The sequence below is a fragment of the Candidatus Brachybacter algidus genome, assembly GCF_016707225.1.
GTDB classification, from domain to species: domain Bacteria; phylum Bacteroidota; class Bacteroidia; order Chitinophagales; family Saprospiraceae; genus Parvibacillus; species Parvibacillus algidus.
The window spans coordinates 472549-491803 of sequence record NZ_JADJID010000005.1; the positions used below are offsets into that span (position 1 = coordinate 472549).

At 37.2% G+C, this 19255-nt stretch carries 17 protein-coding genes and 1 pseudogene; 5 read left to right on the top strand and 13 right to left on the bottom strand.

The features are described from left to right. Nucleotides 1–287 precede the first annotated feature (287 nt). Nucleotides 288–1103, top strand: coding sequence for an SDR family oxidoreductase (locus tag IPI15_RS16355; protein WP_287421254.1), 816 nt, complete (start codon nt 288–290; stop codon nt 1101–1103). Nucleotides 1104–1186: 83 nt separating this feature from the next. Here IPI15_RS16355 and IPI15_RS16360 read toward each other — a convergent pair whose 3' ends face one another. The 8 genes from IPI15_RS16360 to IPI15_RS16390 all read right to left on the bottom strand — a co-directional run bounded on the left by IPI15_RS16360 (nt 1187) and on the right by IPI15_RS16390 (nt 11120). After that, entirely contained in the window at nt 1187–4834 is a 3648-nt protein-coding gene (locus tag IPI15_RS16360) for a T9SS type A sorting domain-containing protein (protein ID WP_287421255.1), read from the bottom strand. A 308-nt stretch (nt 4835–5142) separates the two neighbouring features. Further along, nucleotides 5143–6633 carry an amino acid permease gene (locus tag IPI15_RS16365; RefSeq protein ID WP_353845322.1) on the bottom strand — a complete coding sequence of 497 codons (1491 nt, stop codon included), beginning with the start codon at nt 6631–6633 and terminating at the stop codon, nt 5143–5145. 483 nt (nt 6634–7116) lie between these two features. Then, nucleotides 7117–8235 carry an alanine racemase gene (alr, locus tag IPI15_RS16370; protein WP_287421259.1) on the bottom strand — a complete coding sequence of 373 codons (1119 nt, stop codon included), beginning with the start codon at nt 8233–8235 and terminating at the stop codon, nt 7117–7119. Then, nucleotides 8207–8656, bottom strand: a complete 450-nt coding sequence (locus tag IPI15_RS16375; protein WP_287421261.1) for a hypothetical protein — start codon at nt 8654–8656, stop codon at nt 8207–8209. The genes alr and IPI15_RS16375 overlap by 29 nt, the downstream gene beginning before the upstream one ends. Next, on the bottom strand, nt 8641–9231 hold the full coding sequence (locus IPI15_RS16380; protein WP_287421263.1) for a Mur ligase family protein: 591 nt from the start codon (nt 9229–9231) through the stop codon (nt 8641–8643). The genes IPI15_RS16375 and IPI15_RS16380 overlap by 16 nt, the downstream gene beginning before the upstream one ends. Beyond that, nucleotides 9152–9583: a UDP-N-acetylmuramoyl-tripeptide--D-alanyl-D-alanine ligase gene (locus IPI15_RS16385; RefSeq protein WP_287421265.1), complete on the bottom strand. Its 432-nt coding sequence runs from the start codon at nt 9581–9583 to the stop codon at nt 9152–9154. The genes IPI15_RS16380 and IPI15_RS16385 overlap by 80 nt, the downstream gene beginning before the upstream one ends. 382 nt (nt 9584–9965) lie before the next feature. Further along, nucleotides 9966–10286, bottom strand: coding sequence for a hypothetical protein (locus IPI15_RS19950; protein ID WP_353845316.1), 321 nt, complete (start codon nt 10284–10286; stop codon nt 9966–9968). Between the two features lie 72 nt (nt 10287–10358). Beyond that, entirely contained in the window at nt 10359–11120 is a 762-nt protein-coding gene (locus IPI15_RS16390) for a phosphoribosylamine--glycine ligase (protein WP_353845317.1), read from the bottom strand. A 289-nt stretch (nt 11121–11409) separates the two neighbouring features. Here IPI15_RS16390 and IPI15_RS16395 point away from each other — a divergent pair, with 289 nt between their 5' ends. After that, nucleotides 11410–11844, top strand: a complete 435-nt coding sequence (locus tag IPI15_RS16395) for a DUF1016 N-terminal domain-containing protein (protein ID WP_287421267.1) — start codon at nt 11410–11412, stop codon at nt 11842–11844. 402 nt (nt 11845–12246) lie between these two features. Here IPI15_RS16395 and IPI15_RS16400 read toward each other — a convergent pair. From IPI15_RS16400 to IPI15_RS16420, 5 genes and pseudogenes are all read right to left on the bottom strand, one after another. Further along, nucleotides 12247–12918, bottom strand: a pseudogene (locus tag IPI15_RS16400) (DNA alkylation repair protein). A gap of 192 nt (nt 12919–13110) precedes the next feature. Continuing rightward, nucleotides 13111–13344 carry a regulatory protein RecX gene (locus tag IPI15_RS16405; protein ID WP_287421268.1) on the bottom strand — a complete coding sequence of 78 codons (234 nt, stop codon included), beginning with the start codon at nt 13342–13344 and terminating at the stop codon, nt 13111–13113. A gap of 235 nt (nt 13345–13579) precedes the next feature. Continuing rightward, nucleotides 13580–15625: a TonB-dependent receptor plug domain-containing protein gene (locus IPI15_RS16410; RefSeq protein ID WP_287421270.1), complete on the bottom strand. Its 2046-nt coding sequence runs from the start codon at nt 15623–15625 to the stop codon at nt 13580–13582. A 196-nt stretch (nt 15626–15821) separates the two neighbouring features. Further along, on the bottom strand, nt 15822–16244 hold the full coding sequence (locus tag IPI15_RS16415; RefSeq protein WP_287421272.1) for a hypothetical protein: 423 nt from the start codon (nt 16242–16244) through the stop codon (nt 15822–15824). Beyond that, on the bottom strand, nt 16241–16729 hold the full coding sequence (locus IPI15_RS16420) for a hypothetical protein (RefSeq protein WP_287421274.1): 489 nt from the start codon (nt 16727–16729) through the stop codon (nt 16241–16243). Before IPI15_RS16420 ends, IPI15_RS16415 begins: the two co-directional genes overlap by 4 nt. An 804-nt stretch (nt 16730–17533) precedes the next feature. Between IPI15_RS16420 and IPI15_RS16425 the strand changes: the two genes are divergently transcribed. The 3 genes from IPI15_RS16425 to IPI15_RS16435 form a co-directional block, all read left to right on the top strand. Further along, entirely contained in the window at nt 17534–17743 is a 210-nt protein-coding gene (locus IPI15_RS16425) for a 2-oxoglutarate dehydrogenase E1 subunit family protein (protein WP_287421276.1), read from the top strand. 38 nt (nt 17744–17781) lie between these two features. Then, complete coding sequence (locus IPI15_RS16430; protein WP_287421278.1) at nt 17782–18783, top strand: thiamine pyrophosphate-dependent enzyme; 1002 nt, start codon at nt 17782–17784, stop codon at nt 18781–18783. 44 nt (nt 18784–18827) lie between these two features. Further along, nucleotides 18828–19255, top strand: a 428-nt coding sequence (locus tag IPI15_RS16435) for a thiamine pyrophosphate-dependent enzyme (RefSeq protein ID WP_287421280.1), incomplete at its 3' end; no start/stop codon positions are given.

Here is a 19255-nt window from a genome sequence, read left to right on the forward strand (position 1 = left end):
CTTTATGATTTAATTTCCAGCCTAAATGCTTAGGCTGATGGCTATTAACTAATGGCTGTTGGCTCCATCCCATAAAAAATAATATTTGGTGGTTTTATGTTTTTCATTTTTGCTTACAATAGAGAAATTATCTTTCCAAATGGTAGACTACTAATCAAAACTCAGAATGACCTATGTAAGTAAACGAGCCAAAGCGCCAACACCTAAAGCGCTAGCAGATAACTTTCTTTCTTCCACCTCAATCTAAAGTCCAAAAAACTTTCTTACTTTTATTCCAAACAAATATAATGGAGCACAAGAAAATAGTGATCACAGGAGGATCGCGCGGAATAGGAAGAGCATTGGCTCTTAAATTTGCAAAACAAGGAGCCCATGTAGCTATTCTTGCGAAAACTGTTGATCCACATCCTAAACTGGAAGGTACTTTAATGACTGTGGCTGAAGAAATAATTGAGCTCGGAGGTCATGCCTATCCGATGCAACTCGATGTACGGGAAGAGGATAATATCAAAGTCGTCATAGATCGGGTAGCAGAGATGATGGATGGCATCGATATATTGATCAATAACGCTTCAGCCATCTCCTTGACTAATACAGAAATGACGCCAAGTAAAAGATTTGATCTCATGTTTGACATAAATGTAAGAGGGACTTTTTTGGTCACTCAAGCCTGTCTGCCATATTTGAAAAACGGAAATAATCCACATATTCTGACTTTATCTCCTCCTTTAAATATGGATCCAAAGTGGTTTGGTATGCACGTGGCTTACACCATATCCAAATATAATATGAGTATGCTGACTATGGGCTGGGCCGAAGAATTTAAAGAGTATGGTATTGCAGCAAATGCACTATGGCCAAAAACGCTTATTGCGACTGCTGCCATTGAAAATCTGCCGGGGGGAGAGCATCTTGTAAAAATGGCAAGGAAAGCAGATATTATTGCGGATGCAGCTCAAATTATATTGAAAAAAGATTGCAAACAATTCTCAGGTAACTTCGTCATTGATGAAGAACTGCTGCTATCAGAAGGGTTCTCGGATCTAAATAAATACGATGCAGTAGAGGGTGTGGATCCAATGAAGGATCTGTTTTTGGATTAAGTCGATTTTTTTGACAAAAAAAATCGGCTAATAACAAATCAATAAAGATCTCTATTAGCCGACTGACTATATAAACTGTGTTGTTATATCTTAATTACTTTCCTTACGATTACCTGTTTTCCATTGCTTATCTGAATTAAATAAACCCCTGGTTGTAGATTTTCGGTCTGAACAAGAGTTTGATTATTTCCTTTGCCTTTCATCACCAATCTATGATTCACATCGAATACGTTATATACGTATGAAACTTGATTCCAGTTTATGGTCATTTCATTAGATGTAGGATTTGGGAATAACAATAGATTTTGTTCGTCATATTTATCCGTAGCGAGTAGGCAATCCGGGTGCGAATAAACTTTTATTGCAAAGTTGCCGGGGGCATCTGTTTCATTGATCTTAACTCTCGGTTGTACATCATTTTTTAATGTGATTTGGCGTGGAAAAGAGTTGGTCATGAATTGACCGAGTAGTTTATTTTCTTCCCAAAGATTAACAGAAACATTTCCGGTCACTTCATGGTTGATGTCCACATCAGCATAATAACTTTCTTCATCTATGCATTGTATATTAGATAAGCTAATCTGCATGATCGGGTCTGCAAATCCATTCTCACAATATGGAGGGGTGATGGATGTGCCAGCCTTGCAATCAGGGTTTTGCTGATCTTTCACACCAAATTCATATGAATTCTCAGAAGCTCCATCGAATGGGCCCAGAACTACAGGAACGTCGGTATATGCAAAATAGCCGTAGTTTACACCATTACCCTGTACTTTGAAAGAGTCGGAGACGCCGGTATAATCAAAATTTAATTCTACATAGAAATTTCCTTCTTCATCACAATTAGAGACAGTCGCATCGACTTCACCGATCTCACATTCATTTTGCTCAATACATTGTGGGCCATTGATCGTTCTAGTTGTTTTACAATCACCATTCTCTGCATCTTTGATCAGATAAGTATGTGCTTCGCCATTTCCAAGAAACGGACCAACTTCTATAGGCAATGATGCATAGGTATATATTCCTTTGAATACATTGTCCACATATAATTTGAATTGATTGCTGGTATTTTCATGCTGAAAATTCAAGTATATTTTATAATATCCTTCCGGATTGCAATTGCCAAGATTGTATGATATATCAAAAACATGACAATTTTCTTGATCGCAATATGGTCCATGGATTGTGTCTTCTATAAAACAAGCTTCATTTTCTGTATCCCTGACTATAAATTCGTAAACCATATTTACGTTGCCATTCAGAGGGCCTACTATCACAGGAAGGTCATTGTAGCTAAAAGTGCCATAGTTTTGACCATTGCCTTTTACAGTAAAATGAGTTCCGGTATTTTCATGCGCAAAATTTATCTTTACATTAAACTGCCCGTCGTTGTTACATTCCAGTTTGAGGATAGATAGTTCAGAAAGATCACACTCCTCTGAATTACTACAATCCGGAGTATGAACTTCTTTTGCTTTGGCACAATTAGGATTTTCAAAATCCTTGAAGAAAAATACCAATGTTTCTCCATTCCATGGGAAAGGACCAAATGAAATTGGCAAATCAGCATATGCAAATGTTCCCAATTCATTATTAGCTTGATATACATTGAATGAATCGCTTGCATTCTGATATTGTAAATTAAAATAGACTTTGAAATTGCCAGCATCGTCACAATTACTGGTTTCATATGCAACACTTGTGATTTGACACTCTTCATTGTTACAATAAGGGCCGGTGATAAATCCTGAAATTTTGCAATCAGGCTGGTCTAAGTCTTTAATTACAAACTCATAACTTGTATTGATATTTCCATTGAAAGGACCAATAATGATAGGCAGATCCGCATAACTAAAAGTACCATAACTTTGGCCATTGCCCTGCACAGTGAAATGCAGACTTGTGTTTTCATGGTCAAAGTTGATTTTTACATTGAATTGGCCATCATTGTTACACTCTAATTTTAGAATATTCAAGTTACTTAAGTTGCATTCATTTTGCCCATTACAATTTGGTGAAGTGATTTCTTTAAGTACTTTACAATCCGGATTTGCAGCATCTTTGAACCAATAATGCAGTACCTGCCCATTACCATTTAGCCCATTTATTTGAACTGGCATGTCTGTATATGCAAAGGTGCCATGATATTCATTTTCAATATATAATTTAAATGAATCGCTTGTATTTTGATAGGAGAGGCTTAAGTAAATTGAAAATTTACCATTATTATCACAATCGCTGAGATTATAAGCGACATCATAGAGGTGACATTCATTGTTGTTTTCACAATATGGACCAGTGATAAAGCCATCAATATTGCAATTTGGATTTTCTGCATCTTTAACTACAAATTCATAATCACCACTTGAATTGCCATTGAAAGGTCCAAGAATGATGGGTAAGTTGGCATAACTAAAAGTACCATATTGATTACCATTTCCTTGGACTGTAAAAAGTCCACTTGTATTTACATGATCAAAATTGATCTTGACATTGAATTGATTATTGGCATTACACTCAAGCTTAGTTATGACCAATTCTGAAAGATCACATTCCCCATTGCCGTTACAATCTTGTCCAGGCACGAAAACATCTTCAGCGCAGCCGGTATTAGCTTTGTCCTTGAAAAGGAATCCATGTCCAACGCCATTACCGGCTATTCCATAGACCGTGATGGGCAGATTGCTATATGCATATGTGCCAACAAGAGTATTAGCACTATATAAATAGAAAGAATCATTTGTATTCTGGTGGTCAAAATTGAAATGTATCCAATAATTCCCTTCTCCATTACAATCGGTTAGATTATAAGTTATATTGGATATATCACATTCTCCCGACTGGCAATAAGGGGCTGAAATAACACCGCTAATATTGCAATCCGGAGTTTCAATGTCTTTGACTACGAATTCATAATTAGAAGTGACTAAACCATTAAAAGGGCCTATTATCACAGGTAGATCTGCATAATTGAAAGTTCCGTAATTGTTTCCGTTGCCCTGAATCTTAAATGTGGTGCCGGTATTGATATGATCAAAATTGATCTTGACATTGAATTGATTATCTAGATTACATTCCAACTTAAGGATTGAAAGATTTGAAAGATCACATTCTTCCATTCCTGGACAAGTTACCCCTGGTACAAATATATCAGCAGCGCAGCTTAGGTTTTGTTTGTCTTTGAATAAGAACCCATGTCCTTGGCCGTTTCCGGCTATGCCGTAGATGGTTATTGGTAAGTTTGAATAAGCATATGTGCCATAATATGTGTTGGCTGAATAAACTTTGAAAGAATCACTGGTATTCTGATGTTCAAAATTAAAATGAATCCAATAGTTACCTTCACCATTGCAGTCGGTAAGTGTATAAGTTATATTAGAAATATCACATTCATTGTTACTACTGCAGTCGGGGCCATGAACTTCTTTGGCAGCTGTACAATTTGGCTGGCCTAAATCTTGAAAATGAAATACCTGTGTTTGCCCTGTACCGGGTATCCCATTTAGCGAAACAGGAAGATCAGTGTATGCAAATTTGCCCAACACAGCATTTTCTAAAATTATTTTGAATGAGTCGCTCGTATTGGCATGTTGAAAGTTGAAGAAAATATTGTAATTGCCATCTTCATTGCAAAGGCTCGTCTCGTATGTCACATTCCCTATTTCGCATTCTACAGACGTATTTAAGGTAAATAATGAAGAGCACAATAAAAGTAAGAAGGCTACCATGATATCTAGATTTAAAATTGTTCGATAATAGTTATATACACTGCGTTTCAATTTCGCTGCACGATACTGAAAATAGTGTCAAATATATGATGATTTTGAATGGTTATTTTAACAAAGCATAATTTACTACGCTTTGGTCATCTCGAAACCATGGGATGGGCTTTTAGGAACTTTCATTCAGTATTAGTTTTAAGAAAAGTCTTTATAACATTGTATTATGAAATGCTAAGAATTCTGAAAAAAAAATACCGAGACTAACAAAATGTTAATCTCGGGATTTTATCATTGAATAATCCTTTAAATGTTAATTATTCAGTGTCTTTTAGCTTACTGTGCCTTCTGCCATAAGCATAATATATCACCATTCCGATTGCTAACCATCCGCCCAAACGAGCCCAGTTCTGCCAGCCAAGACCAAATATCATCAGGCCACAGGCAAGAATACCCAGAATAGGAATGAAAGGTACAAGTGGTGTCTTAAATTGTCTCTTAAGATTTGGTTCTTTTTTTCTTAATATAATTACTGCAAGGCAAACCAGCATGAAAGCAAACAATGTACCAATACTTGTCATATGACCTACAATATCACCGGGAACAAAGGCAGCGAATAGTCCCACCAGGATCAAGATAACTAAATTGCCTTTATATGGTGTTTTGTATTTTGGATGTAGATCTGAAAATACGCTTGGCAATAAACCATCTTTGCTCATAGAATAAAATACGCGACTTTGACCTAAAAGCATCACCAGAATTACTGATGAAAAACCAGCTAGAATTGCCACAGTTACAGATTTACTTAACCAACTATACGATGCCGGCATTCCTTCAGTTATAGCTGCTACTACAGAAGCTTCACCCCCTCTGGTTGGATCTCTGAAGAATTCTACATCAGCTAAACCAGTCAAAACGTGGGAAAACAAAACATAAAGAACAGTACAGATCACTAATGATCCTAGAATTCCGATAGGCATATCCCGCTTTGGATTTTTAGTTTCTTGAGCTGCAGTACTAACTGCATCAAAACCAATAAAAGCAAAAAATACCGTTCCCGCAGCTCCCAAGATACCCATGAGGCCTCCAAAATGGTAGGATACCCCTTGGTGATCAATATAGGTAGTTGGTTCAGGAATATAAGGAACATGGTTAGCCGGATTGATATATCCCCACCCAAAAGCAATGATAAGTACTACGATAGCAACTTTTACGATGACAATTAGGTTGTTGACCACCGCTGATTCCTGCGTTCCTCTTATCAGAAGCAAACTCAACATAGATACTATGAATAATGCTGGAAGATTAATTATTCCGGAAGCTATAACTTCTTGTGTCTTTGGATCTGACAGGGTTTGAAAGGGAGAATGGCACCATTCATAAGGTATAGCACTCCACCCCATGACCTGGGTCAGAAAATTATTAAGATATTCACTCCAGGCTATTCCAACTGTGGCGGCACCTACTGCATATTCTAGAACTAAATCCCATCCAATGACCCAAGCAAGGATCTCTCCCATTGTGGCATAAGTATATGTATAGGCACTTCCGGAGATTGGAATTGAAGAAGATAATTCGGCATAACATAAACCTGCCAAAGCACAGCCAAATGCAGCTAATAAAAATCCCAGGGTAACAGATGGCCCTGCATTTTGCGCGGCAGCGGCAGCAGTCCTTACGAATAATCCCGCACCAATGATGGCTCCTATTCCGAGGGCAATCAAAGACCATGAAGTCAATGTTCTTTTAAGGCTTTTTTCACTTTCTTCGGCATCTGCCAGAAGAAGATGGAGTGGTTTTTGCGAGATAAAAAATTTGACATAGTTCTGCGTTTTATTTAATTAGTGGGTAAATATATGGAAATATAGAGAAGAACCAACTTTTTTATTTGAAAATTACTAACAATCAAATGCTTTATATCAAAAGGGTTTGAACAGTTTTATTGCTTCAGGCAATTCCAAAACTATGGTTCTGGATTTCAATTAAAACTTGATTAACAGGTATATATAAATATTCAATACATCAAGTTTTATACTATTTTGATATTTGATTGTTCAATAAATTGCTATTAAAAACATTCGAAGGTGTATTCTAATTTAATAAACCAGGATAAAATTTAAACTTTATTCTTTTCAGCCCAAAGGAAATCTAGTATGCTTTAGCTCACCTTCATTTGTGTTAGTCGGTCGGGATGCTCCGCTCAAGTTTCTATTTTATTACTGGTAACAATTCGAAGCATAATTGATTTCTTTAAGACCTGACCACTGACTTCGATTTCGAATTTATTTAAATCACTCCATAATATAAGTCCTCTTCACTCTACTACTAATACCTGTGAAAACTTCATATGGAATAGTTTGATACACTTCAGCCAGTTTGTCTGCACGATTGACTTCACCAAATATTGTCACTTCGTCACCTTCCTGAACTCCAGGTATATCTGTTACATCAACCATGGTCATATCCATACATATACTTCCTACTATATCTACCCTGGAGCCGTGGATTAATACCTGCCACTTGCCATTTCCTGCCTGCCTTCTCAGTCCATCTGCATAGCCTATCGATATGGTGGCAATATTCGAAGTTCGCAGTGCCTTCCACCTTCTGTCATAACCTACTGTATTTCCTTCCGTAATGGTTTTTATTCTAGAAATTCGAGCCTTTAGTGTCATTACAGTCTTGAGATCTAAAACAAATCCGCTTGGATCAAACCCATATAGACCTATGCCGAGGCGTACCATTTCATATTGAAATTGAGGAAATCTGGCTATACCACTCGAATTAAGTATATGCTTCATTGGATTGATACGCAATCCGGTGCTGATCGTTTTGGCCATTTTTTCAAAATATGCTGCCTGATAATTTGTGTAATCGTCAAACAAAGCTTCACCACTTCCTGCCAAATGTGAGAATATAGACACGATCTGAATAGAAGTATTGTCTTTTAATTTTTCAATTAACATCTCCACTTCATCCATCGTAAATCCTAGCCGATGCATACCTGTATCCAGTTTTAAATGGGCTCGGATCTTCTCATCGTTTCTGCTAAGATAGGTTAACAAATTGTCGAGCTGCTTCGGGGCATAGATTTCTGGCTCCAGATCATATTCCACCATGCGTTCGATGAAGTCCATACCACTGTTCATGACCATGATGGGTAGGGTGATTCCTGCTTTTCTTAGATCGATGCCTTCATCAATATAAGCTACTGACAGGTATTCAACACCTTGTTGCTGAAGTATCCTAGCTACTTCGATCGACCCTGAACCATAGGCTCTGGCTTTGATCATGACCATAATGCCCGTACCTGAATGAATCTTCGACTGGTACAATTCCAGGTTGTGTTTAAGAGCTGAAAGGTTAATTTCTAGGGAAGATTCATGGGCTCTTTGCTCGAGTTTGTCCACGATTAGTTCGAAAGAATGTTTTCTGGCACCCTTCAATAGGGACTACACTATCTCGAATAATGGTGATGTCCAAACCTTGCAATAAACTGGAAGTACTATGGAAAAATTGAGTACTTATGCTGGCCTTTAACTTGCCGTTTAACTGTCGAATTTCTTCTCCCACACCAATAAATACCGCTGGGTCTATGTCATTTATAAGCTGGATAAGTGTGTCGTAGTCCGTTATTGTATGATTGGTTGAAGCTGCGAATTCAGAAACAATTAGCACCATTTTCCTTCCAGCAGCTTCTTTTTTAGCAGCCGAAAATGCAATGGCAATGGAATTGATATCCGAATTGTAGGTATCATTGATGAGCACAGAGTTGAACATCCCTCTTTTAAGTTCAAGTCTCATTGAGATGGGCATCAATTTGCTAACCATTGTTTCAATTTGTTCCATTTGGTGTCACTCCAGATCAAATAGGAAATGCACGTAAAGGCATTGTGCAAATAAACATCATCAATAAAAGGGATTTTTATGTTTGACTTCTCTCCATTGTAGTTGATCGTAATAGTTGACTTGTGCCCTTTTATCTTTTCAATATTATAAACCACGTCTCCTTCGCCATTGATTGACCAAATGAAACGGTTCTTTTGAGGATACAAACTATTGAAACATCTTAGATTTAGTTCTGTATTTTGAAAGATGACGGTTGAGGCATCTTTGAAAAAAACTAGTTTTTCCAATAATTTTTCTTCTTTACTTTCAAAGCCTTCACTATGTGCTGCGCCTACGTATGTAAGAATCCCTATGCTTGGTCTTACAATCTCTTCAAGATTTTTCATCTCATTTTTTCTGGATATTCCAGCTTCGATGATGGCCATATTACTGCCTTCATTGATCGTGAATACAGAGATTGGCACTCCAAGCTGACTATTAAAACTCTTTGGGCTTTTGGCAATTTTTTTCAGTTGAAAGAATCTGATAAAGCCATTCTTTGACGATGGTCTTGCCATTACTGCCTGTTATACCAATAATTGGAATGTCGAACCTTTGTCTGTGAGCGGCAGCAAGGATCTGAAGGCTGGCCAAAGTATCCTCAACAATTATAAAAATGGATCCGCCAAAAATGGAAGTATCAATATTTCTTTGAACTAGAAAGGCTCTCACACCTGCGTCATAAGCTTTTTTGATGTAATTGTGTCCGTCTCTTCTTTCGCCTGCGAGTGCGACAAACATGACTTCATGCGCCAGATGTATTTGCCTGGTATCATACGCAACACGTTCTATCATTGGATTAATGTCCAAATCACCCGAAAGGCTTCCTTTCAGAATTTGATTGATTTCACGTGCGGTTTTATTTATCAATTGTCGGTTTGCATGATTTAAATACTGCTCAAAATTTAGTTTTCTAACACTTTTACCTAATACCTTTGATAAACTATCCTCTTAGATTCTACCTGGAGGAAAAGGGCCTTATCCTCAAGCCTTATCCTGCCACTCTAATACTCCTAGTTATGGACAAGTCAGTAATACTTTTAACACTCCACTCTAATACTATCCTACTTATATTCTACCGGGACGGCCCCCTACAATCCCGTTATTCTCTAATACATCCCTCCTATACTCTAATACTTTCACTCTAATACTCTACATATCCACATCCCCAATATCTCTCCAGCCTCCATGACGACGAATCTTGCATCCTTGTCGGGCTTCAGAAAGTACATGGATCCATAGCTCCTACAAATCACACGCCCCCATTAGAAACAACTTGCCCTGCATCATTGGTCTTTGTACCACCCATAAAATGATAAGCATCATTGGGAAAATCTTCCAAACTGATCTCACTTCCTTTGGAATAATCTCCAGGATAACCATTTGCAACGATATAAATGCCTGCAGCAAAATTAGAATCGATGATCAAAGGTTCGAGTGGATTGTGGAGGATCAGATCTTCAAATACCTGCACCATGTCAGACTGAATACGCGGAAAAACTACCTCTGTTTCCGGATCTCCCATGCGGGTATTATATTCGATGACAAATGGTTCGCCATTGACTTCGATCATACCCAGAAATATAAATCCAACATATGGGATTCCATCTTTTTAAGTTGTGCCAAGGTAGGTTCAATGACCCGACTAGTTACCTTTTCCATCATGACTTCGTCCACAAATGGTGGAGGGACTGATGGCTCCCATTCCGCCGGTATTTGGTCCTTTATCGCCTTCGAAGATCTTTTTGTAATCTTTCGCTACCGGTAATATCTGATATTCAAAGCCATTGGTGATCACAAATACTGAAAATTCAATGCCATCCAAAAAAGCCTCTATGACTACTTTGTTTCCTGAATCGCCAAATTGTCCGGCATATATCTCTTTGGTTGCTTCTATAGCCTCGTCATTGGTTTGGGCGATAATTACTCCCTTGCCTGCAGCGAGTCCGTCGGCCTTAATGACGATGGGGCAGGGTAGGGATGCAAGATATTCTATTGTTGCGGCTTCATCATCTTTTGAAAATTCTCTGTAAGTGGCTGTAGGTATGCCTGCGCGATCCATGAATGCTTTTGCAAATGCCTTGCTTCCTTCCAATTGGGCGCCAGCTGCTTGCGGTCCGAATACCATAACCTCTTTTGTCAGCGGATCATTGTGTAATTGATCTACAAGACCTTGTACGAGTGGATCTTCCGGACCTACGATGACCATTCTGATATTTTGCTCTATGATGGCATCTCTGACTGAGGCAAAATCTGTTGCTGCAAAATCAAGATTGGTGCCAAGTTCTGAAGTTCCTGCATTACCGGGAGCGATGAATAGTTGATCGCATTTTGGACTTTTAACGATGTGTGCCGCCATGGCATGTTCACGGCCACCGCCACCTAAAAGGAGAATGTTATAAGACATTGATAAATATAGGTTTTAAAAATAATGTGAGCAAAAGTAATGAATCGAAAGTTTCTGAAGGTGAAAGAAATAGATAATGCCATATAAATTTTCTAATTATAACTGAAATCATTGAGGATGTTTTGTAGTCATAATCCAACTTAAATCTTAACTTTGGAATACTAGAAAATATCCCTATCGACAACCCTCTTTCTTCTGAAGCAGGAAAAAAGTTAAGAAATCAAAAAGAATCTGAATCTTTATACAATGTAATTACAAACAATTATGTGCTAAATAAATAGAAAACCAAATGAATATAGAAAAATCACTTTTGTTAATCTTTATCAAAGAGGTCATACTTGAATCTCGAAAGCAGGTTTACAGAATGGCCAATACTGCGCTTTTGCAGACTTATTGGCAAATAGGGAAATTGATAGTTGAAGACGAGCAGCAAGGTAAAGCAAAAGCTATTTATGGCGAGGCTACACTTAAGACATTAGCAGCCGGGCTTACAGTTCAATTTGGTAAAGGTTTTGACTACACGAACCTTACCAATATGAGAAAATTTTACATTTCGTTTCCAATTCTTGACGCATTGCGTCAAGAATTGAGCTGGACACACTACCGCCTACTTTGCAGATTGGATACCGAGGCTAAACGGAACTATTATCTGAAAGAATCCATCGTTGCAAATTGGAACAGCAGAACCCTGCAGCGACAAATAAAAAGCTTAGTCTTTAAATAATAAACGAGCCAGCATTTATGCAAGATCCTGAGTTGTGGCTAACTCTGAGCTTTCCACACTTATAGATCAATAATCAAAATATGATGAGTAGCTAAATTCGTGTTAGATGCAAAGCATCATTCGCGCAATTCGTGGCTAATAATTTTTTTTGTACGTACACCAATAAAGGAGTCTAAAATCTAAGCTGAATAACTCATATCTAAACCTTTGCTTTTCAAAGAGGGATTTGTTCATAAGGCATTTTATATCATAATTAGTCATAGATATCAGCGTAATCTGACTTCCCTTTTAACCATCAAGTTATCTTTTGATTTTGAAAGCAAAGCATTACAGATTAATTAATTTTTTACTTTAGAATGAGTATTATTAAGTGTTTCATAGAAATTACTATCCTCCGAAGCTTCATTTATTAATTATCCTCATCGCTTCTCTCACACTCAACGTCGACAGTTCATGCGTTTCGACAAATTGGGTCACCTCCTTTTCATTAGTCTTCCCATACTGTCTCAGCGCCCATCCAATAGCCTTTTTTATAAAGAAATCCTTGTGAAATGCGTGGTGTAATATATTCTTTTGAAGCAGGTCCCAGTCAGTTTCTTTGTGATATTTCAATTGAAAAATAATGCTCGTTCAATTGAGCCACATATCCGGTGATTTATTCCAGGATTCTATGTCTTGTAAGCTAATAAAGCCTTCTTTATAAGCCCATCCCACGGTAGTCGAGGCGATATAGTCAACGGTGTCCCACCAGGATTTATGAGCAATTATAAATTCTAATTCCCTTTTAATTGGTCACCAATTTTCTTACGGTATTTGTCGATTAATTCCATTCCGGCATGCTGAAATTCGCGTTCCGGTTGTTCCACATAAGCCTGACTGCATTGCTGAGTTCTTCGACAGAAAATGTTTTGCTTCAGCAAGGAATAATTTTGTCAAATTGCTGACGTTCGCCATTTTAAGACCAAATGAGGCAAACTGATTTCTGAAGTATTTACTTATTGCATTAGCATTATGTTCATTTCTATACTCAGCCAGTGTTTCCCGCATGTCTGCTAGCCATTGTTCAACTTTCATGATCTAGTAATTTACTGACTATTCCATATTCGAATCCCCGGGACATAAGATATTGACTGAGTTGAAAGGGAGAATGGGTCTTTTTCTCGCGACTTCGCTTATCCAAAATTTGTTTGATAGCACTGATATAATCTTCGTCTTGTATTACTTCAAGTCCTTTCTTTATGCAATAGTCAGAAATATGTTTAGACTTTAATGCTTGTTTAATTTTATTTTGCCCCAATGGTTCATGTTGAATTTGCCAGAAACATATGCTTTAGCAAATCGCTCCTCATTCAGATAGTTTTCTTCAATTAATGCCACGATTATCTCCTCCAGGTCATCTCCGTAGATCTTCCATTCCAGCAGTCTTGACCTCACATCGGAATGACAGCGCTCTTGATAAGCACAGTACTTCTTAGCCCTTTCCAGATCGTTTGAATTCATCGATAAATATAGGAAATAGTTGAGATTTGAAATTGATGGAGATGATAAAGTGGTATATTTTTTAAATTTATGATAATTAGGTTTGATCGAGGTTATAGGGTTGGTGTCATTGGTTCGTCGTAATATTGCAATATTACATTACAATGAAAAGATGGTTTTAAAACCCTTATTCTTGCTTCAATATTATAACCTAATTAGCACAAAAAAATAATAATTAAAAAATAATAAATAACAATTAAAACTTCACCCCCAATCTCACAAAATAACTCCTTCCCTGATTGATCAATTGCGAACCGGAAGTTCCGTGCAATCCGCCTCCGGCAGCACCGGTAATGGCAGTTTGCGTTGTATTCATTATATTTTTACATCCGGTGACTATTTGTATTCGGTTTTTCCAAAAAGAGCGATTTAATGAAACATCTAGAAAGTCAGTCGATGAAATTGTAGATATCATAACCTCTTCATTTTCAAATGTATATAAAGGTTGCGTACCAACTAACCGATAATTAAGGCTTGTGCCAATTTTGATTTTTGGAATCTGATAATTTAGGTTGGCGGAAAAATCAACGATTCTGCCTTGCTCTGATGTACCCTCAATATTTATATTAGTATTCCAATAACCAAGGCTACTGGCTAGGTTCCAGTTCAAAGCCGACCAACTCCCACCCAAGTCAAGCTGTGCGCCATAAACATCATATCTATCCACATTTTGGTAGTTATACTTCTGGTTTCCATATTGCACCAGGGAGATTTTGTCTTTGATAAATGTCTTATAAACATTCAGCTTTGCATCCACCCAACTGCAAGGGTCATATTGCGCGGTCAATTGAAAATCATTCGATCGCTCAGGTTGAAGGTCTTTATTGCCTATGATGTAATGATTGATATCGATAAATTCTATGAATAATTCCTTTAGATCAGGACTTCTGTATCCTTGTGCATAGGAAGCCCTCAATGAAATATCATCGCCTATATCATACTTTGCTTTTAAGGCAGATGCATAGTTATTACCAAATACATTTTGAGACAACCACCTTCCAGAATAAGAGATCGTCATTCCTTTTAACAATGTGTAACGTGCGTCTGCATATACCGCTACTTCACTGATCGTCGCTTCCTCCATGCCTTCATTTTCAGCCTTGATCCGGTCTCCCATACCGACATCATGAGTGTAATTCAAGCCTGCTATTAGTTCCAGACTAGGATTGATTCTGGTTGAAAAATTGAGTCTGTTAAAAAATGTTCTGAAGATCGTTGTATCAGATATGGTCTTTTCTGGGTCGTAGCGCATAGGTTCGAAATCATATCTTTTGTTATTAACCTTGCGGTCAAATTGATTATATGCTGAGGTGAACTCGACATACAACTTATTAAAAAGATGGCCATCATATACTATGGAAATATCTTCTCTACGGGTTAGAAAGAACTCATCATTGGCGTAGGGTTTGAATTGAGGTCGTTTGATCGAGCCATAATCACGAACTTCCTCATCATTGAAATCATATTTAACTGCGATAGAATTTTCAAGATCCAGATTGTATTTTATAGTTGTACCCCCTCCAATTTGAGTTTTAGGATTCCATGGATATTTATTCCTGGTGAAGGTCGTACCGTCAGCATTACTAAACTTTTCAGTTGTCCGCAAACTATCGATTCCATATTTGGAATACTCATTAAATCTTCCCCGCGAATTGACATACCATCTTTTGCTTTGGAATCCAATATCCATCAGATGATTTTGCGTTCCGATGGACTCCAATTGGCTGCTAGCATTAAGGTTCCAGCGTTTTCTTTGATTTTGATTGGTTATAATGTTGATGACTCCACCTGCAGCATTATTGCCGTAGATCGTGGAAAGTGGTCCTTCTATGACCTCAATTTGTTTAACATTATTCAAAGAAATCTGCGAAATATCTATTGCACCATCGAGTCTTCCAATGACAGGAATACCATCTATTAAAATAGCAACATTACTTGAGGAGATACCTCTTAATTTTAATTGTGTGCCCAATATCGGATCATAATTAAATCTTACAGAAGGCACGAGCAACAGGGCTTCATCAAGTTTTGTGACACCTCTTTTCTCAAGAACTTCAGCAGTGATGATCTCAATCGGGTGCAATGCTTTTTTAATGTGTGTAGGCTTGTATTGCGCGGTGTGAACGTATTCACCGAGTTGGATTGCCATTTCAATACTGTCGATATATTTTAATGTATCTCTTTGGCATTGGCTGTCAAGAGCCATAAATAAGGTCGCAATACACAAATAAATTTTAAACATTTTGTTTTTAATTATTTCCTATGAAATAAAAACAGGCAGTCCGTAAAGACTGCCCTAGTATTCAATACAATTATTATTTAAGAACAATAAATGAATGTGTCGTAGTTTGATTTTTTATTCTTTACTTCCATATGATAGATGCCATTTGTAATATTCTCAGGTAATAAAATACTAGCGTTGGAATAGGTATTCGTTTTCAAAATATTCTTTCCAAGACTATTAAAATATTTACCTCTAAATTTGAACTCTTTTCGCTTTTAAAAGTAATTGCATCTTTTACAGGATTAGGATAGATGCTTATTGTCTCATTGGCAACTTTAATTTCTTCTGTAGCAGCTGTCTTCAATAGCGTTCTTTCTACAGCAGTGGTGCCTGTTCCTGAACCTTCGAAATCAACAAAAACAAGCTTATAAACTTCACCATTTTTTGTTTTAACAAAATTTGCCCTGTCTTCATCTATGATCCATCCTAATGTGAAATCGAATGCCTTCCAATCATGTCCCAAGGTGGTAGGTAATGAAGAATACTTATCTGCATAATCAGACTCTTTCACGGTCGATAAGTCTACACCATCAGCCACAGCAGCCTGGGTGCCCGGAGCTAAAAGAATTCCTGTCACTGCATACTCTGTAGCACTCCGCCTCCTGCATCCAGTGGTGAGAAATATCTTTGAAATACAAGGTCGTAATCGTTGGCTATACTTACGATATCATTCGATTCGAAAGAATAATGAACGATGGAATTAACGCCGTTGGTAGATTTTGCTACTGAATCTACCACCTCATCTGTTCCATCTAGATCTGCATATCTGAAGTGATAATAACCATTTTTAAGTGCGGTGATCTGCATTTTGATAAAGTCGCCTGCTCTTTTTTGTATAACATATATTTTAGTACCCTCTACCTGATGGCTTTGAACACTGTAGGATCCCCAACCGTAATCAAAAGGATCGTTAGGATCTTTGACAGTATTGAAGGCACCATCAGTCCAGTTGAGTTCTGCATTGTATATTTTAACTGAATCAACAAACGGGGAGGTATCGGTGATATTTTTGCTCCAATCATTAGTAGGTGCTATAAATAAAGAAATGGCAGTACCTGACAAAGATGCTGATTCATTGATAAATACCCCCGCATCTGTCTGTCCGATATTTGAAAAAGCGATATCCCATTCGTCATTTTTGCGCTGCGGTGACTGCCCCTGTAGAAAGATTATAATAGGCTTGTTGGCTATATTGAGCTCCCAGGGGATACTTCGTCAAATATTTGAGCATTTAATCTTGATATTGCTGGAAATAACAATAAAAGAAATAAAGACCTTTTTATCATGATATTATATTTTAAAATTTTTCGTTAATAAAAGTTGGAATGTTAAGTGAGACATTGACTAAAAGATAGGCAAGTAATAACTTGGATTTTAATTAATTGGCTATGCAGTGAAATCATGCACAAAAATACTATTTTAGTTTAGAATGATTATAAATAATACTATAATTCTGAAATAATTATTAAACTATATATGATTTTCTATTAGTATGCTATTCATTAACAATCTTTTATCCCAAAAAATAAATGAAAAGTTGCAATAGTGTCTTTTGGTTTTCTTATTAAATGGGATTTTATAAAAAATGGATAACCTCACAAAGGTCTTATTTGCAAATATGTATCATTCAAAACGAAAATGTTTAATAAGATTGGAGCGTTTGAAATCAAAATCATTAACAGTAGGATAAATTTTAGGCAGATATAATTTAAAATTTAGAGGTATCTAATAATTTAATAATTAGTACACCTTTTTAAGATAATTGTTTCAAATATGTCTAATGATATCATTAATTATAACGATATTTGCATCCATTTTTGAAAAATAAACTCAACAATTTTATTAATACAATTTCGACAATTAACCATGGCAGATTTTTCTTTTATTTCCAATGCCCATCCCAGCGTGATTGAGTCATTATACAAAGACTATCTTAAAGATCCGGAATCAGTAGACAAAGAGTGGAAATCATTCTTTGCAGGATTTGATTATTCTGTTAAATTTGATGGTGTATCCTATAATCCTGATAATCAGACTTCAGATTCAGGAAATGTAACAAAAAAGAGATCGGCGTAAGCAACCTTATTAATGCGTTTAGACAAAGAGGTCATTTATTGTCGACCACCAATCCAATAAGAAATCGCAAAAATCGCGCTCCACACTTGGATCTTAATGACTATGATCTGAGCGAATCTGATATGGGACAGTCTTTCATGGCAGGTAATGCAATTGGGCTTAATAATGCAACCCTTGCTGAGATTATTAATCACCTCAAGAGTATTTACTGCGGGCATATTGGTTTCGAATTTGCACACATCGAAAATTGGGAAAAACGCAATTGGCTTCAAGATAAAATTGAAAACCGAACCCATCTGGATGACTTTGGTATCAATCATGAAAGTAAGATCAGAATACTTGAGAAATTGAACGGAGCTGTCATGTTTGAAGAATTTCTGCATACCAAATATGTCGGACAAAAAAGATTTTCACTCGAAGGTGGTGAAACCACGATTGCTGCATTGGATGCGATGATTACAATCGGCGCTAACAGTGGAGTAGAAGAAGTGGTCATAGGTATGGCTCATAGAGGAAGGTTAAATGTCCTTGCAAACATAATGGGCAAAACATACGAACAAATATTTTCGGAATTTGAAGGTACAGCAGTTCCTGATCAAAGTTTCGGTGATGGTGATGTGAAATACCATCTTGGCTTTTCCAGTCAGGTCACCACTCCTGATGATAAGAAAGTTTATCTCAAGTTGGTTCCGAATCCATCACACCTTGAAGCAGTCAATCCTGTTGTAGAAGGCTTCGCAAGAGCGAAAGCGGATATCATGTACGACAGTGATTATGATAAGATTCTGCCTATCCTCATCCATGGAGATGCTGCGGTAGTAGGACAAGGAGTTGTATATGAGGTCGTTCAAATGAGCCAGTTAAATGGTTATTACACTGGTGGTACGATGCACTTTGTGATTAACAATCAAATTGGTTTTACCACAGACTTTGAAGATGGAAGATCTTCCACTTATTACTATTCGGCTTCCTTAGTTCAAGCCCCTGTCTTTCATGTCAATGGGGATGATCCGGAAGCTGTGATTTTGCTGTTGAACTAGCTACAGAATACAGACAGTTATTCAATAATGATGTATTTATTGACATGGTTTGTTATAGAAAACACGGGCATAATGAGGGCGACGATCCTAAATTTACCCAGCCACAGATGTATGATATCATTGCTAAACATCCGAATCCAAGAGAGATCTATTTGAAACAACTGTATTCCAGAGGTGATATCAGTGAAGCTGAGACGGACAAATTGGAAAAAGCATATTGGTCTAATCTTCAGTCTAGATTGGATGAAGTTAAACAAAAGCCACTACCTTATAAGTATCAGGAAGTAGAATTGGCTTGGAAAACTCTTAGAAAAACCACTGATCCCGTAGATTTTAAAACGTCTCCTGAGACTGGCGTTAAAAAATCAATTATCGAAAAATTAATCCAGCACTTACAGACTATACCGGATGGATTTAAGCCCCTGAGTAAAGTTAATAGATTGCTGAAGGGGAAAGAGGCATATGTTGAGGC

Bases quoted from the DNA above. Each gene is read 5' to 3' on its own strand.
- IPI15_RS16355 (WP_287421254.1), top strand. From the start codon at position 288: ATGGAGCACAAGAAAATAGTGATCACAGGAGGATCGCGCGGAATAGGA.
- IPI15_RS16360 (WP_287421255.1), bottom strand. From the start codon at position 4,834: ATGGTAGCCTTCTTACTTTTATTGTGCTCTTCATTATTTACCTTAAAT.
- IPI15_RS16375 (WP_287421261.1), bottom strand. From the start codon at position 8,656: ATGGTTAGCAAATTGATGCCCATCTCAATGAGACTTGAACTTAAAAGA.
- IPI15_RS16380 (WP_287421263.1), bottom strand. From the start codon at position 9,231: ATGGCAAGACCATCGTCAAAGAATGGCTTTATCAGATTCTTTCAACTG.
- IPI15_RS19950 (WP_353845316.1), bottom strand. From the start codon at position 10,286: ATGATCGAAGTCAATGGCGAACCATTTGTCATCGAATATAATACCCGC.
- IPI15_RS16390 (WP_353845317.1), bottom strand. From the start codon at position 11,120: ATGTCTTATAACATTCTCCTTTTAGGTGGCGGTGGCCGTGAACATGCC.
- IPI15_RS16395 (WP_287421267.1), top strand. From the start codon at position 11,410: ATGAATATAGAAAAATCACTTTTGTTAATCTTTATCAAAGAGGTCATA.
- IPI15_RS16405 (WP_287421268.1), bottom strand. From the start codon at position 13,344: ATGAATTCAAACGATCTGGAAAGGGCTAAGAAGTACTGTGCTTATCAA.
- IPI15_RS16410 (WP_287421270.1), bottom strand. From the start codon at position 15,625: ATGTTTAAAATTTATTTGTGTATTGCGACCTTATTTATGGCTCTTGAC.
- IPI15_RS16425 (WP_287421276.1), top strand. From the start codon at position 17,534: ATGGCAGATTTTTCTTTTATTTCCAATGCCCATCCCAGCGTGATTGAG.